The sequence below is a fragment of the Vitreoscilla sp. C1 genome (genome assembly GCF_002951955.2).
Taxonomy (GTDB): domain Bacteria; phylum Pseudomonadota; class Gammaproteobacteria; order Burkholderiales; family Neisseriaceae; genus Vitreoscilla; species Vitreoscilla stercoraria.
In genome coordinates, this window is sequence record NZ_CP019644.2 from 1,893,175 (window position 1) to 1,909,223 (window position 16,049).

17 protein-coding genes are annotated in these 16,049 nt (G+C 44.1%); 13 read left to right on the forward strand and 4 right to left on the reverse strand.

The annotated features are described in order from the left end of the window. Complete coding sequence (locus ADP71_RS09330) at nucleotides 1-1,092, reverse strand: efflux RND transporter periplasmic adaptor subunit (protein WP_104932057.1); 1,092 nt, start codon at nucleotides 1,090-1,092, stop codon at nucleotides 1-3. A gap of 219 nt (nucleotides 1,093-1,311) precedes the next feature. Here ADP71_RS09330 and ADP71_RS09335 point away from each other — a divergent pair, with 219 nt between their 5' ends. The 10 genes from ADP71_RS09335 (at nucleotide 1,312) to ADP71_RS09385 (ending at nucleotide 10,295) form a co-directional block, all read left to right on the forward strand. Then, the gene (locus ADP71_RS09335; RefSeq protein ID WP_019957132.1) at nucleotides 1,312-2,343 is read left to right on the forward strand and encodes a PhoH family protein; all 1,032 of its coding nucleotides are present in this window, start codon (nucleotides 1,312-1,314) and stop codon (nucleotides 2,341-2,343) included. 15 nt (nucleotides 2,344-2,358) lie between these two features. Beyond that, entirely contained in the window at nucleotides 2,359-2,940 is a 582-nt protein-coding gene (locus ADP71_RS09340; RefSeq protein ID WP_019957131.1) for a DUF4126 domain-containing protein, read from the forward strand. Nucleotides 2,941-2,943: 3 nt separating this feature from the next. Continuing rightward, complete coding sequence (ybeY, locus tag ADP71_RS09345) at nucleotides 2,944-3,456, forward strand: rRNA maturation RNase YbeY (protein ID WP_104932058.1); 513 nt, start codon at nucleotides 2,944-2,946, stop codon at nucleotides 3,454-3,456. Beyond that, entirely contained in the window at nucleotides 3,456-4,292 is an 837-nt protein-coding gene (locus tag ADP71_RS09350) for an HlyC/CorC family transporter (protein WP_019957129.1), read from the forward strand. The genes ybeY and ADP71_RS09350 overlap by 1 nt, the downstream gene beginning before the upstream one ends. Before the next feature lie 26 nt (nucleotides 4,293-4,318). Then, the gene (locus ADP71_RS09355; RefSeq protein ID WP_171461105.1) at nucleotides 4,319-5,221 is read left to right on the forward strand and encodes a DUF808 domain-containing protein; all 903 of its coding nucleotides are present in this window, start codon (nucleotides 4,319-4,321) and stop codon (nucleotides 5,219-5,221) included. Next, entirely contained in the window at nucleotides 5,221-6,768 is a 1,548-nt protein-coding gene (gene lnt / locus ADP71_RS09360; RefSeq protein ID WP_171461106.1) for an apolipoprotein N-acyltransferase, read from the forward strand. The genes ADP71_RS09355 and lnt overlap by 1 nt, the downstream gene beginning before the upstream one ends. A 312-nt stretch (nucleotides 6,769-7,080) precedes the next feature. Next, a complete protein-coding gene (gene rpoH, locus ADP71_RS09365; protein ID WP_019957126.1) occupies nucleotides 7,081-7,941 on the forward strand; it encodes an RNA polymerase sigma factor RpoH in 861 nt (286 codons plus the stop codon). 61 nt (nucleotides 7,942-8,002) lie between these two features. Further along, on the forward strand, nucleotides 8,003-8,437 hold the full coding sequence (locus ADP71_RS09370; protein WP_171461107.1) for a DMT family transporter: 435 nt from the start codon (nucleotides 8,003-8,005) through the stop codon (nucleotides 8,435-8,437). 62 nt (nucleotides 8,438-8,499) lie between these two features. After that, nucleotides 8,500-9,753: an IS256 family transposase gene (locus ADP71_RS09375; RefSeq protein WP_104931213.1), complete on the forward strand. Its 1,254-nt coding sequence runs from the start codon at nucleotides 8,500-8,502 to the stop codon at nucleotides 9,751-9,753. 200 nt (nucleotides 9,754-9,953) lie between these two features. Further along, nucleotides 9,954-10,295 (forward strand): hypothetical protein, encoded by a 342-nt coding sequence (locus ADP71_RS09385; RefSeq protein WP_019957124.1) that lies wholly within the window; start codon nucleotides 9,954-9,956, stop codon nucleotides 10,293-10,295. A gap of 105 nt (nucleotides 10,296-10,400) precedes the next feature. On the opposite strand, the gene ADP71_RS09390 is transcribed toward ADP71_RS09385, so the two are convergent. The 3 genes from ADP71_RS09390 to ADP71_RS09400 form a co-directional block, all read right to left on the reverse strand. Then, entirely contained in the window at nucleotides 10,401-11,195 is a 795-nt protein-coding gene (locus tag ADP71_RS09390) for an ABC transporter ATP-binding protein (RefSeq protein WP_019957123.1), read from the reverse strand. Continuing rightward, the gene (locus ADP71_RS09395) at nucleotides 11,192-12,097 is read right to left on the reverse strand and encodes an ABC transporter permease (protein ID WP_019957122.1); all 906 of its coding nucleotides are present in this window, start codon (nucleotides 12,095-12,097) and stop codon (nucleotides 11,192-11,194) included. Before ADP71_RS09395 ends, ADP71_RS09390 begins: the two co-directional genes overlap by 4 nt. 129 nt (nucleotides 12,098-12,226) lie before the next feature. Next, nucleotides 12,227-13,270: an ABC transporter substrate-binding protein gene (locus ADP71_RS09400; RefSeq protein ID WP_019957120.1), complete on the reverse strand. Its 1,044-nt coding sequence runs from the start codon at nucleotides 13,268-13,270 to the stop codon at nucleotides 12,227-12,229. A gap of 416 nt (nucleotides 13,271-13,686) precedes the next feature. Between ADP71_RS09400 and ADP71_RS09405 the strand changes: the two genes are divergently transcribed. The 3 genes from ADP71_RS09405 (at nucleotide 13,687) to bfr (ending at nucleotide 16,039) form a co-directional block, all read left to right on the forward strand. Further along, entirely contained in the window at nucleotides 13,687-14,235 is a 549-nt protein-coding gene (locus tag ADP71_RS09405; RefSeq protein WP_019957119.1) for a gamma carbonic anhydrase family protein, read from the forward strand. Nucleotides 14,236-14,254: 19 nt separating this feature from the next. After that, nucleotides 14,255-15,310, forward strand: a complete 1,056-nt coding sequence (gene tal, locus ADP71_RS09410; RefSeq protein ID WP_019957118.1) for a transaldolase — start codon at nucleotides 14,255-14,257, stop codon at nucleotides 15,308-15,310. Nucleotides 15,311-15,574: 264 nt separating this feature from the next. Beyond that, the gene (bfr, locus tag ADP71_RS09415; protein WP_019957117.1) at nucleotides 15,575-16,039 is read left to right on the forward strand and encodes a bacterioferritin; all 465 of its coding nucleotides are present in this window, start codon (nucleotides 15,575-15,577) and stop codon (nucleotides 16,037-16,039) included. Nucleotides 16,040-16,049 lie beyond the last annotated feature (10 nt).

A 16,049-nucleotide genomic window follows, 5' to 3' on the forward strand; every position in this document is an offset into this window, starting at 1 on the left:
TTATTTACCCGCCTTTGGCAACGCCACCGCATCACCCACTTTCACACCCAGCAACTCTGTACGCAATACATTGGCACCTGCAGACAAACCATCAATAGCCAATAATCCACTGGTCGTATCTTGTAAAACAATTTTGATATTTTTTTGCGCCAACACACCATTTTCAACCACATATACAAATGGTGCTTGCTCTAGATTGCGCACAGCCAATTGTGGAATGACCAAAGCATTGTCTAAGCTTTGCAATACCACTTTGCCTTGTGCAAATTGACCGACTTTCAGGACGCCTTCGGGATTATTAACATGGATAAAAACTGTGAATTGGCGGGTCGCTGCATCTGCTACGGGGTTGATTCGTACAATGCGGCCTGTATGGCTTGGCGCACCCACAGCCACTGAAAAAGACACCTCCTGCCCCACACGCACAAAAGCCACTTGTTCAGAAGAAACCGTTGCAGCAATCTCCAACACACTCACTTGCGCCAATTTTAAAATTTGTCCACCAGCGGGTAACAATTCACCTGCATTGACCAATTTTTCATACACCACGCCAGTAATCGGTGCTTTCACACTCGCATCGGCTTGATTTTTATTCATTTTAGCCAATTCCGCTTGTTGTACTTTGTGGTTACCCAAAGCCACCTGATATTCGTTTTGAGCTTGCTCCAAAGCCAATTTGGAAACAAATCCTTTTTCAAACAACACTTGTTGTTGCTTAAGTTTGGTATTCGACAAAGCCAAATTGGCACGGCTGTTATCCACTTGTGCTTGCAAAGATTGTACATTTTGGCTGACCGCTTGGTTGTCCATCACTGCCACCACTTGCTCTTTTTGCACCTCATCACCTTCAGCGACCAACATCTTCGCTACGGTACCACCAGATTCAGCACTGACTATGGCTTCTTGCAACGGCCTTAACGATCCTGTAAAAGCAATGGTTTGTTCAAAATTTTGTGGTTGGATTTGTACCACATCAGCTACCGATAATTGCTTGATGACCGTGGTTGTTTCATTAGAAGCTTTTTCACTACTGCACGCACTCACCAACCCAATGCAACAAACCAAAACCAACATCATCAAATTATTATTCATTTTTACTATGATTCTTTCTCAAAAATAGCTTCAGCATCGGCTTTTCATTGCAAAACCATGCAAATGCCTCACCATCAGGCAAATAAACGTAACTTTAAGCAAATAGACGCAGACTGTCACATGATTTATCAAGTGCTTGCATCGTCTTCAGATACAAAGCAACATCAAGGACAATACCTGCTGTGGTAAAATCAATTCTCATTCTAATAAGGATACACCATGAGCATGTCAACCACGTTTTCACTTACAGGCGAAACCCAAATCACATTACAACGCCTGTCTGGTGCAATGGATGCCCATTTTGAAATTTTAGGCAAAACTTTGAACGTGGAAATTCGCCGTGGTGCAGATGAATTATTGGTACGTGGTGATGCTGCCGAATTGGCAGTTTCTTGTTTACAACAATTACTGTCTTTGGCACAGCAACGCGACCTGAATGACAGTGATATCCAGCTGGTCATTGTTGCAGCCAAAGCCCAATCGACAACTGAAATGATTCCAAATCAATGGATTGAGAACCAGCGCAGCCAACAAGAGCAACGCGAATCCAATCCTTACAGTTTCAAAACCCGTCGCGGCCAATTAAGCGGTCGCACACCACGCCAAAATGGCTATATCAAGGCTTTGCTCAACCATGATGTGGTCTTTGGCTTAGGGCCTGCAGGTACGGGGAAAACTTATTTGGCAGTGGCCGCTGCTGTCGATGCAATGGAACGCCATTTGGTCAACCGCATTGTGTTGGTACGACCTGCCGTAGAAGCAGGCGAAAAATTAGGTTTTTTACCGGGTGATTTGACACAAAAAGTTGATCCTTATTTGCGCCCTTTATACGATGCTTTATATGAATTGATGGGTTTTGACCGTGTGAGCAAATTATTAGAAAAAGGTCTCATTGAAATCGCACCATTGGCATACATGCGTGGTCGTACACTCAATTCCGCTTATGTGATTTTAGACGAGGCACAAAACACCACACCTGAACAAATGAAAATGTTTTTAACGCGCATTGGCTTTGGTGCCAAAGCGGTGATTACAGGCGACTTGAGCCAAATTGATTTACCACGTCATATCAAATCAGGTTTGCGCGATGCGCGGGATAAATTGTCACAAGTCGATGGTTTGTATTTCCACACGTTTACCAGCGAAGATGTGGTACGTCATCCATTGGTACAAAAAATAGTTGAAGCCTATGACCAAGCAGCAGACACAGACCAACAAACCCATCCATCGGCCTCTAAAAGCGGCCGGTAAAAGGACAAAGCCATTATGGAAACCTTACTCAGTATCGTATTAGGTATCGGCTTAGCAGCTGCGGCAGGTTTTCGGGTCTTTGTACCTTTGTTTGCTCTGAGTTTGGCAGGATTTTATGAAGTGTTGCCGATGAATGAACAATGGCAATGGCTCAATTCTCCTGTGGCTTTAACGGTCTTAGCAGCGGCCTGTATCATAGAAGCGCTGGCTTATTTGATTCCTTGGTTTGACAATTTACTCGATACTTTGGCCATCCCATTAGCAGGTCTGGCTGGCACTGCCATCATGGCTTCTACTGCCATGGATTTACCACCGGTGTTCACTTGGGCATTGGCCATTATTGGCGGTGGCGGAGCAGCGGCAACGATTAAAGGCATCAATGCCAGTGCCAGAGCCACATCGACCGTAACCACAGGTGGTATTGCCAATCCAATTATCTCGATTGGCGAAACCATCAGCGCGATTGTATTGGCCATTTTATCTATTTTTGCCCCATTTTTAGCACTTGCGGCTTTGTGTTTTTTAGCGTTTATTTTGTACAAAACATGGCAAAAAATCCAAGCTCGCCGTACCCAAACATTGACTGAAACACTTTAAATTATGAAAAAAGCCAAAACCTTTCCTTTTCTAGCCATCCAAAAACAACGTTTACACTTGCATGTGGACAATGCCTCTAGCGCCCAAACGCCCACTAAGCAAGACTTTTTCAAATGGGCATGGCAAGCCATGAAACCATTTTACCGTCATGCAGAAATCAGCTTGGTATTATTGGATACAGAAGACGCACAAAGTTATAACCGCGATTACCGCGAAAAAGACTACGCTACCAATGTCTTGAGTTTCGCTCACGATGAATTGGATTTGCTATCAGGCCAACAAAGCAACACTTTATATGGCGACTTGATTTTGTGCCCACAAGTGATTGAACGTGAGGCTTTAGAACAAAACAAACCTTTAAAAGCCCATTACGCACATTTGACCGTACATGGCATGTTACATTTGATCGGTTTCGATCATATTGAAGAATCTGATGCTGAGGAAATGGAAGCGCTTGAAATAAGCATCTTGCATCAGTTAGGATATACCAACCCATATTTACAGGATGAACAATAATGGACGAAGGCTCGTCGAAGAAACCCAACTTTTTTGAACGCATTTTAAGCCGCTTAAGCAATGACACGCCAGAAAGCCCAGCAGAAATTTTAGACGTTTTGCGTCTGGCTGCTGACAATGAAGTGGTTGACAAAGAAACCCTAGAGCTTCTAGAAAATGTGTTGGATTTTGCCGATTTAGAAGTGCGTGATGTGATGGTCACTCGCAGTCAAATGGATGTCATCAAAGCCAATGACAGCATCGAACGCATCATCGCTTACGTACAAGAAACCTCACATTCACGTTTTCCCGTGATTGGCGAGGACAAAGACGAAGTATTGGGCATCGTCCATGCCAAAGATTTATTACGCTTTTTTGGGCAACCTGAACAATTCCAGTTGGCCAATATTTTGCGCCCTGCCGTATTTGTACCTGAAAGCAAATCACTGACCAACATCATGAAAGACTTCCGTGCACAACGCAATCACATGGCAGTCGTGATTGATGAATATGGTGGCGTATCAGGTTTGGTCACTTTAGAAGATGTGACCGAAGAAATCATGGGTGACATTGAAGACGAATTCGATTTGGATGACAACGAAGATCAAATTTTCGCCATCAGTCCTGAACGCTTTCGCGTCAATGCTACAACAGAAGTCGAAGATTTCAATGAGTACTTCAAAACTCAATTTTCTGATGAAGAAGTCGATACCATCGGTGGTTTGGTCATTCAAGAATTTGGTCGTTTACCTGCACGTGGTGACAAAATCACCATTGGTGATTGGACATTTACCATCGCCCGCGCTGATGCCCGTCGTTTGCATGTGTTATTGGTCACGCCCAACACAGAAGAATGATGTTTTAATAAGTTAGGAATATAATTATGGCAGGCTCTTTACTTCTTTTATTAGACGACATTGCAGCTGTTTTAGACGATGTGTCTGTGATGACCAAAGTCGCCGCTAAAAAAACAGCAGGCGTGATTGGTGACGACTTGGCATTGAATGCCGAACAAGTCACAGGTTCTTCTGCTCAGCGCGAACTGCCCATTATTTGGGCAGTAGCCAAAGGTTCTTTTTGGAATAAAGTGGTATTGGTGCCTGCTTTTCTAGCTTTGTCTTATTTTTTACCCTTTTTAATTGGTCCAATACTGATTATCGGTGGTGCTTTTTTGGCCTTTGAAGGTGTCGAAAAAGTATTGCACAGCTATCACAAATACAAACAAAAGCGCCAACCTGCTGTTCACTCTTCTGAACCTATCTCGGATATGGCTTTTGACGAATCCGCCAAAATCAAAGGCGCCATTCGTACCGATTTTATTTTATCAGCCGAAATCATTGCCATTAGTTTAGGTACAATGGCCACTGCCCCGATTTTAAAACAAGCCTTGGCATTGTCTGCCATTAGCGTTGCAGTCACCGTTTTGGTTTATGGCTTGGTTGCTGGCATTGTAAAAATTGATGACTTAGGTTTTTGGATGAAAACCAAAGCCTCTGCTTTCTCAAAAAAATTAGGCTCTGTATTAATTAGCTCTACACCTTATTTAATGCGCACTTTAAGTATCGTCGGTACTTTTGCCATGTTCTTAGTAGGCGGTGACATCATCGTCCACAATCTGCCATTTTTAACCCATTTAGCACACAATCTCGAACATATAGGTAGTGGCATCACCAATCTCTTAGTCACCAAAAGCTTTAGTATTCTCATCGGTGCCATTGTTGGTAGCATCATTGTATGGATTGTGCACATGATACAAAATCTACGTGGACAGAAAGCTGCTCACTAATGCCCCAATCTTTGTTACAACGCCTCGCAAGCAATCCAATTATGGGCGCATTGCTGATGGTCATTTCAGCGGCCTTAACGCCTTTTGCTTATGCACCTTATCGCTTGTATTGGCTAATGCCTATTTTATTGGCAGTCATGCTCATTGTGGCATTTTGGCATGAGCGCTATCGTTTGCGCTTGGTCTATTTATGGGCATGGGTGACTTATTTTGTGCAATGTTATTGGATTAATACAGCATTACATGACGTTTCAGGTTTGCCTTTGCCAATTTCCATTCCTTTGACTGCTTTATTGCCGATGTATTTGGCACTGTATCCGACATTAACCATTTGGTTATGTGAAAAAATCCGCCTACCTGACAGTGGCAAATTACTGTTGGTTTTTCCCGCTGTTTGGACCTTAACCGAATTTGTACGCGAGCGCGCCTTCACAGGTTTTGGTTGGGGAGCATTAGGCTATACGCAAATTGCCGAATCACCTTTGGCTGGTTACGCCCCTGTCAGTGGCATTGCTTTGGTCACATGGGCCACTGCATTGATTGGTGCAGCAATAGCAGGTCTTATTTTATGTAAGCCGATTTGGCAAAAATCGTTACATGTCGCTGTCAGCATGTTGATTGTCGCCATAGGTGTCAATTTATCACAACACCATTGGACAGAAAGAGATGGCACCCAAGCCAGTGTGGCTCTATTACAAGGCAATATTCCACAAACTTTAAAATGGGAGCCTGAAGCTTTTGCGCATACCATACAAGTATATTATGAATTGCTCACACAAGCTGAGGCTGACATTGTCATCATGCCTGAAACCGCCATACCCCTCATGCGCCAAGACTTACCCGAAGGCTTATTAACCCAATTTGTGAATACGGCACATAGACAAAACGCCGCTTTGGCAATAGGCATACCAGAATACACGCATACAGGCCGCCAATATTTAAACTCAATCATCAATTTTAGTTCATTTGATCCTGAAAAACCCGATCAAGCCTTGCCCACTTACAGCAAAAACCATTTGGTGCCATTTGGTGAATTCAAACCACAAGGCACACAATGGCTATATCAGATGATGAACATGCCACTGGCAGACTTCAGTGCTGGTGGCAAAAATCAAGCACCATTGGCATTGGCCAATCAGAAAATAGCTTTTAACATTTGTTATGAAGACAGCTTTGGTGATGAATTGATTGCCTCAGCCCAACAAGCTTCTTTACTGTCCAATGTCAGCAATATGGCTTGGTATGGCACCTCCCACGCCATGGATTTACAATTGCAACAATCCCAAGCTCGAGCTTTAGAATTAGGTCGCTATATGGTGCGCGCCACCAATACAGGCTTAACAGCGGTGGTGGATCCGAAAGGTCATATTGTGTCTTTGGCACCGCGCGATACCCAGCAAATTTTGACCACCACCATTCACGGTTATCAAGGCGAAACCCCATATATGCGCTTAGGTGGTACTTGGCCGTTGGCGATTTTGCTCTCGGTTTGGTTGTTGATATTATTTATTTACAGTCAGTTTAGACCAAACCCTCAGTCATATTGATATTTATAATCGGTCTTGCATTTTTATGTCAAATACGTAATGATATTTAAACAATGCAAGACCGAATATTTCTATATACCCACTCAATATTTAGTATTTCTGCTACTTTTTTCAGTCTGGTTCCGTCTGTCTTGCGCACTTTTTTAATACAACATTAACACTTAAGCTTTAACTTAATTTAATGAAACTATCAGACTTGCCAAAAGTCTTAAGAAAAGTTAAATTTATGTTACAGCAATAAGATAGCGTTGGTTTTATGCTACACTCAGTTGCTTGCATTATGTCTCATTGAAAGATAAGGACAATACATTGATGAACCCAGCTTTTGCTTTACCTGTACCCAGCGGTCATTCAACTTTGGAACAGTATATTCACACAGTGAACAGCATTCCATTATTGAGCGCAGAGGAAGAGCATGACTTGGCCGAACGTCATGCTTTGTATGATGATTTAGAAGCGGCAAAAAAAATGATTTTGTCGCATTTACGTGTCGTTGTTTCTATTGCACGAGGCTACGATGGTTATGGTTTAAACCAAGCAGATTTGATTCAAGAAGGCAATATCGGTTTGATGAAAGCCGTGAAACGCTTCGAGCCTAGCCGTGGTGTGCGTTTGTTTTCATTCGCTGTGCATTGGATCAAAGCCGAAATCCACGAATTCATTTTGCGCAACTGGCGCTTGGTACGAGTGGCAACTACCAAGCCACAACGCAAATTGTTCTTCAATTTGCGCAGCATGCGCAAAAATATGAATGCTTTGAGCGACATCGAAGCGCAGCAAATCGCCGACGATTTGGGCGTCAAATTGTCTGAGGTGTTCGAGATGGAGCAACGCATGACCGGCAAAGATGTGGCCTTGTTATCCGACAGCGATGACGATGAAGACAGCTTTGCACCCATAGATTGGTTGACCGACCACAACAGCGAACCGACACAAATCTTGGCGCAAAAAGCCCATCACCAATTGCAAACCGAAGGCTTGCAAACTGCCTTGGCACAATTGGATGACCGCTCACGCCACATTGTCGAATCTCGTTGGTTACAAGACGATAGCGGCTTAACCTTACACGATTTGGCCAGCCAATACGGTGTATCTGCCGAACGCATTCGCCAAATCGAAGCCAAAGCATTGCAAAAATTGCGTGGTTTTTTAGGCGAAGTCGTTCCAGCATAATCCTGATTAATGACAAGCGTCCTGTAAACTTACAGGACGCTTTTTTTATGAAAGAATATTCATGCAATGGTTATATCTGAGCATGGCTTTGATAGCAGGTGTTTTGCTTTCCACCCAAGCTGCCGTCAACAGCCAATTGGCAAAATCCCTACTCCAGCAACCTTTATTGGCTGCATTCATTTCTTTTTTAATTGGCACATTGCTGTTGTTCAGCATTGTGTTATTCAAAGGTCAATTGCCGACACTGCAATTGCTCCCACAACAAGCATGGTGGAAATGGACGGGCGGCTTGATGGGCGCATTTTTGGTTTGCTCTAGCATCATTGTTGCGCCTAAAGTCGGGGTTGCCAATATGTTGTTGTTCATCATCATGGGTCAATTGTGTGCAGGTTTACTCATTGATCATTATGGTTGGCTCAACATGCCGCTCAAACCCATAGATTTGAGCAAAATTATGGGGAGCTATAGTCATTTCTGGTGTATGACGAACAAATGAAGAAGGCGTATCCTGTTGATTGATTTCCGACCAAAGATTTCAACCAACAAAAGGAATACGCCATGACTGATTCTAACCCAAATGCATTCGTACAACCACAGCAAACATTCAATGACCCATTGACCGATTTGCTGCGTCAGGGAGCCAGGGAGTTGATTGCCAAAGCAGTTGAAACCGAATTGCAGATTTTGCTGGAGCAACACTCACCCAAGAAACTTCCCGATGGTCGCCAAGCATTGGTCAGAAATGGTTATTTGCCGGAACGAACAGTGCAGACTGGCATTGGTGATGTACAGGTGAAAGTGCCGAAGGTACGAGATCGCAGTGGTGACGGTGTGTGTTTCAACAGTCAATTGTTGCCGCCTTATTTGAAACGTACCAAAAGCATCGAAGAATTGCTGCCATGGCTGTATTTGAAAGGCATTTCCACAGGTGACCACCAACAAGCTTTGGCGGCTGTATTGGGAGAGCAGGCCAAAGGCTTGTCAGCCAATACCATCAGTCGTTTGAAGCAACATTGGACGGACGAACATCGGCAATGGAGCCAGCGGGATTTAAAGGGCAAACGCTATGTGTATTGGTGGGCCGATGGCATTTACAGCAATGTGCGATTGGACGATAGACTGTGTTTGCTGGTCATCATTGGTGTGACTGATCAAGGACATAAAGAGTTGGTGGCGGTTGAAGATGGTTATCGGGAATCTGAAGTCAGTTGGTCAGAAGTGTTGATAGGCTTGCGTTTGAGGGGTTTGGAAACCAGTCCAAAATTGGCGGTCGGCGATGGTGCGTTGGGCTTTTGGAATGCCATGGCCAAGTCTTATCCAGACACCAAACATCAGCGCTGTTGGGTGCACAAAACGGCCAATGTGTTGGCAGCCGTACCCAAATCGGTACAAGGCAAATTGCGAGAGGCTTTGAAAGAAATTTGGATGGCCGAAACCAAAGAAAGTGCAGAACAAGCCTTCAAACAAACAGTGGCTCGCTTTGGTGACAAATACCCCAAAGCCATTAACAAACTGGTGAAGGATGAAGAAGAGTTATTGGCATTCTATGACTTTCCAAATGTGCATTGGACGCACATCCGCACCACCAACCCGATTGAATCCACGTTTGCTACCGTACGATTGCGTAGTAAGCGGGCTAAAAACTGCGGTTCCAGAGAAACCACTTTGGCGATGGTGTACAAATTATTGGAAACGGCCCAAAAGCGTTGGCGCCGGATTCAAGGATTCAACTTATTGACCTTGGTGGTCAACAACGTCATCTTCAAAGATGGCAAGCAGGAAGACGAGCAATCAACAGAGAAAGCGGCCTGAATGCCATACACCAGATTTGACAATAACTCAATTATGGGCATGGGCATCATCATATTGGGCTTGTTGGTATTTTTCTTTGGTCACAAATGGTTGAAATTTTAAAGTATTTTTCACCGATACCAGACACCACCTGTCCCCATTTTGATTACAATAAAGCCATAAATCTATTTTTCTGAAACTTGATTTAGGAAAACACCGCCATGAAACTCTCTTTAGTGTGTGCAATCATTGGGCTATCGCTACCAGTTTCCGCATGGGCACTTAGCCAACAAGACGTTGATTTTGCCAATCGTCAATGCGCCCAACGCCAAGACCCACAAAAATGCCAAACCGCTCGTGACTTGTCCAAAGCCTATAACGAGCAGCAACGCAACCGCTTAGAATACGATGCTGCGGTGCGTGCAGGTCAACCCATGCAAGGCAGTGTGCGCATTGAAACCAATGTGTATGGCGGTGACAATCGAGGTGCTTACCATTGGAACAGTCGCCACAAAAAATACTGCCACCACAATAGTGATGGCAGTGTGTTCCGCTGTTATTAAGCGTCCTGTAAAAATGCAAACAAGCGTCCTGTAAAGATTACAGGACGCTTATTTTTCATCCATCAATCCAATATACAAGCTGAATTGATTTTATTCACTGCATGATTAGCTTAACAACAACGCATCATCCGCCAGTTTTTCACCACTGGTTTGGTGGAACAATTGAATCAAACCTGCTTCATCCATATTGGCACGTTTGTCACCCGACACATCAAAAATCACCTGACCTTGATGCAACATCACCGTACGATGACCATGATCCAAAGCTTGGCGCATCGAATGCGTCACCATCATTGCGGTCAATTTGTTCTCGGTAATGATTTTATCGGTCAACTCCAATACAAATGCAGCAGTTTTCGGGTCAAGTGCGGCAGTGTGTTCGTCTAACAATAAGATTTTTGAAGGCTGCATGGCTGCCATTAACAAACTCACTGCTTGACGCTGACCACCTGACAACAAACCCATACGGTCTGGCAAACGGTTTTCCAAACCCAATTGCAACACGCTCAAACGCTCACGAAACAGCTCACGCTTGTCTTTGTCCAAAGCCAATTTTAAGCCGCGCTTTTCGCCACGACTCAAAGCCAAAGCCATATTTTCTTCAATGGTTAAAGCTTCACATGTGCCTGCCATCGGGTCTTGAAACACGCGAGCCACCAAATGCGCTCGTTTGTAAGCCGGTAAACGGGTCACATCTTGACCGTCAATGACAATACTGCCTGTATTGACCAACAAATCGCCACTGATGGAATTTAAGAAAGTCGATTTGCCCGCACCATTAGAGCCGATCACAGTGACAAATTCGCCCTCATTGATGCCCAACGTCATGCCACGCAAAGCACGGTTTTCAATCGGTGTACCTGGGTTAAATGTCAGGCGTAAATCAGTTGCTTGCATCATGATGGTTTACCCACTTTCTTAAAGTAACTTTTGATTTGCGGGAAACGCAATGCCAATACCACGAGCAAAGCCGTCACCAAATTCAAATCTTGCGGGCCAAAACCCATAGAGCGCAAAGTGTCGCTGCCCAAAGCCAAAGCAATAAACAAACGATACAACACCGCACCAATCACCACCGAAATGGTAATCAACAAGAATTTCTTAGACGGAATCAACGTTTCGCCAATAATCACGGCAGCCAAACCAATCACAATCGTACCGATACCAATCGAAATATCCGCACCACCTTGGGTTTGTACAAACAAAGCACCGCCTAAAGCAATCAAACCATTGGACAAAGCCATGCCTAAAATGACCATTTTATTGGTCGACACACCTTGCGCACGCGCCATACGTGCATTGGCACCTGTCGCTCGCATTGCCAAACCTGTTTGGGTAGAAAAAAACCAATCCATCAAGAATTTAGCCGCAATCACAAAACCCAAAATCACCAATGGCTGTATCCAATATTGGCTAGCAAAATCATCGCCCACAAAACCACTGTACACGCTGGCCTCACCAATCAGTGGTACGTTGGGCGAACCCATAATGCGCAAGTTGACCGAATACAAAGCCACCATCACCAAAATACCTGCAAGCAATTGCAAAATCTTCAAAGACACATGCATCCAAGCTGTCAACATACCTGCCAGAGCACCTGCAATCACAGCCACACCACAAGCAAGCCAAGGATTGACACCATTGACAATACAAACTGCCGCCACCGCACCACCTAAAGGGAAAGAGCCATCGGCAGTCAAATCAGGAAAATCTAAAATGCGAAACGAAATGTATACACCCAAAGCAACCAAAGCGTAAATGAGGCCCGTTTCCAAAGCCCCGAACAATGCAATCATGGACATAAGGATCTTCTTTGTCTTATTTAATCAGTTTTTATCACACCACTCGGTAAGCGGCCTGAATCAAAAAGGCCAACTCCAACAAAATATGCTGTTTAGAGTTGGCCATACTCAGTGGCACCTAAGCGAGACTTATTGAACGACTTCTTTAGCTGTGCTTACCAAATCAGCAGGAATTGTAAAGCCTTGCGCTTCAGCACCTTTTGGATTAACAAACAAATCCAATTTGTCCATTTTTTGCGGTGCAATGGCACCTGCTTTTTCACCTTTTAAAATGCGGGTCACAATTTTGCCCGTTTGCAAACCAACATCATAATAGTTCACACCCAAAGCCGCTGCCGCACCACGTTTCACAGTATCTGTGTCAGAAGCGAGCAATGGAATTTTGTTAGCCAAAGCCACTTTGTACAAAGCTTCATAACCTGAAACCACATTGTTGTCGGTGGTGGTGTAAATCAATTGTACTTTGCCTGCCAAGCCGTTTGCCGCAGTTGAAATGTCCGTAGTACGCTGAGCAGGCGCACCCACCACTTCAATGCCTTGCGCACCCAATTTGGCTTTCAACTGTTCCAAAATCACAGTTGAATTGACTTCACCCGGGCTGTAAACATAACCCACTGATTTGACATTCGGTACCAATTTTTTCATCAAATCAATTTGTGGCTCTAAAGGCAATTCATCCGATACGCCTGTCACATTGGTACCAGACGGCTCCCAAGACGTCACCAATTTCGCCGCCACAGGATCGGTCACCGCTGCAAATACCACAGGAACCGTGCGTGTTGCCGCTACCATTGATTGCGCACTTGGTGTCGCAATCGCCACGATGGCATCAGGATTATCGCCTGCAAATTTCTTCGCAATCTGACCTGCGGTTGCCGTATTGCCTTGTGCACTTTGGAAATCAATGGTCAAGTTTTCACCGACTTTATAACCATCTGCCGCCAATTGCTCTTCCACACCTTTGCGCACAGCATCCAAAGCAGGATGCTCTACAATCGCTGTAATAGCGACACGTTTTGGTGTGCCATCAGCCACAGGGGCCGATGCTGTCGTCGTACCTGATGCCGCTGCTGGTGCAGCTGCCGCAGGTTTGGTATCTGCACCGCCGCCGCACGCAGCCAAAGTGATGCCAGCAATGGCAGAAACAATCAAAGTTTGCACAAATTTAGCCACGTTTTCTTCCTTCGTTATGATTTTTCAATTTGATAAATTAACCCACACCTAAACCCAATCGCCTATAAAAAGTTGCTTGGTGCTTAGAGATAACGCTCATTTATGCTAGTTAATTAAATTAGGTTTCATTCTAAATTAATTTCTCTCAGGCTAACATGCCTACAATATGACAAACGGCCTGATAAATTATTATTTTTTTTCATTAAATCTCAATCAAAAAATAAAATCAACCAATGTATTTCATAAAAATAAAATAATATGCTAACAATAAAAGCCGATTCGCTAGAATCATACTTATCACTTATTTGCTGTTTTTGGGTGCTTAAATTAATGTCATCAGATATAGTTGTGACAAAAATCACGCAAATCGACCTTTTAAAGCGTTTCTTTTTTAACCTTATAATATGGCAATGATGATGAACAATATTCGACCATTTTTAAATACCATTCCAGATACACAGCATGCTGTTTTCATCGATCCTAGCTGTGTCATCATTGGCGATGTCATTTTAGGTACACAAAGTTCGGTTTGGCCTATGGCGGTGATACGTGGTGATGTTAACTACATTCGCGTAGGCGCACGCAGCAATGTGCAAGATTTGGCCATGCTGCATGTGTCACACAAAAATGATCAAAAACCTGAAGGCTCACCGTTAATCATTGGTGATGATGTGACGGTGGGTCATATGGCGATGCTGCATGGTTGCCGCATTGGCAATCGTGTTTTGGTGGGTATGAAAACAACGGTCTTAGACGATGCCATCATCGAAGACGATGTGATGATAGGAGCAGGCAGCCTCGTTCCTGCTCGCAAACGCTTGGAAAGTGGCTATTTGTATGTCGGCTCTCCAGTCAAACAAGTGCGCCGTTTAACTGAAGAGGAAATCGCTTTTTTGGCTTATTCTGCCCAACACTATGTTAAAGTCGCCCAACAACATCAGCAGTCTTTAAATGGAAATACGTAACAATATCAAAGGAACAAACATGAGCAAGTTGCAACAAGTGGCTCAATTAGGACAACAAATTTGGCTCGACAGTTTGTCGCGCTCATTGATTCAATCAGGGGAATTGGCAAGCAAATTGGCAGATGGTGTGATGGGTGTCACATCCAATCCTGCCATTTTCCAACAAGCTTTTCAAAACGATGCGTTGTATACCGAAGAATTGGCTGCTTTAAAACAGCAAGATATGGATGCCAAAAGCCGTTATGAAACCTTGGCCATTGCCGACGTACAGGACGCTTGTTTGGTGACTTTGCCTGTTTACCAAGCCCACAATGGTCAAGCTGGCATGGTGAGTTTGGAAGTATCTCCTGAATTGTCACACGATGCCCAAGGTACCATCACCGAAGGCAAACGCTTGTGGCAAGCGATTAACCAACCGAACGCCATGATCAAAGTCCCTGCCACAGACGCAGGCATTGAAGCATTGACCGAATTGGTGGCCTCTGGCATCAACGTCAACATGACTTTGATATTCTCGCGCCAAGTATTGGCACAAATCATGGACGCACACGCACAAGGCTTGCAACAACGTGTTGCGCAAGGTTTGCCGATTGACAAAATTTTTGTGGTCGCCAGCTTTTTCTTATCGCGCATTGATACGGCTTTGGACATCAGCTTGCCAGAAGCTTTACAAGGCAAAGTGGCTTTGTCTTTGGCACGCAGCGCTTATGCCGATTGGGAAGCGTTCACGCAACAAACACCTTGGCAAGATTTGCAAACACAAGGTGCGACACGTTTGCAATTGTTATGGGCATCGACAGGCACCAAAAATCCTGCCTACCCTGACACATTGTATGTGGACGAATTGATTGGCGAGCACACTGTCAATACCGTTCCTAGCGCCACTTTGAATGCCTTTATCGACCATGGCAACGTCAGCGCCAGTTTAAGTGGCAAAGAAGCTGCCTCAGCACAAGTATTGGCAGATGTAACGGCTTTGGGCATAGACTTGGACGCTTTGGCGTTGCGTTTGCGCGACGATGGCTTGAAGCAGTTTGAAGAGGCTTTCGCCAAAATTCTGTTGATTACCGCTTAAACAAACGTTGGTCGATAGATAGTGTATGGCGTCTGAATCACCATCACTAACAAGGGTTTAGACTCAAGCGTCCTGTAATGATTTACAGGACGCTTTTTTAGATACAAATAGCATTAATTTTCATTTAAATCATTGAAACTTAATGAGAACTGTTATTATTAATAATATAAATTAATACTTTCAAATTGATAAAATTTTTTGTTAAAATAAACCCATTACTACCCATGTCTGGTTCATCCGAACCACAAAATAAAGGAATCCATCATGCAAGGCTCAAAAGCTGTCATTCAATATTTGAACGAGTTGCTCGCAGGTGAGTTGGGTGCGCGTGACCAATATTTTATTCATGCCCAAATGTACGAAGATTGGGGCTATAGCAAATTGTTCGAACGCATGACGCATGAAATGCAAGAAGAAGGCGACCATGCCGCGCAAATGATCAAACGCATTTTGATGCTCGGTGGCACACCTCAAATGGTGCCCAGCGCATTGAATATCGGCACAGACGTTCCATCGATGTTCCAATCGGATTTGGCTTTGGAATTGCACGTGCGCGATGCTTTAAAACAAGGCATTCGTTTGTGTGAACAAGAATTCGATTATGTCACTCGCGATTTGTTGATTGTACAATTGCGTGATACCGAAGAAGACCACGCTCATTGGCTAGAACAACAATTGCGCTTGATTGATTTGATGGGCTTACAAAACTACTTGCAAAGCCAAGTCTAAACTCAATAAA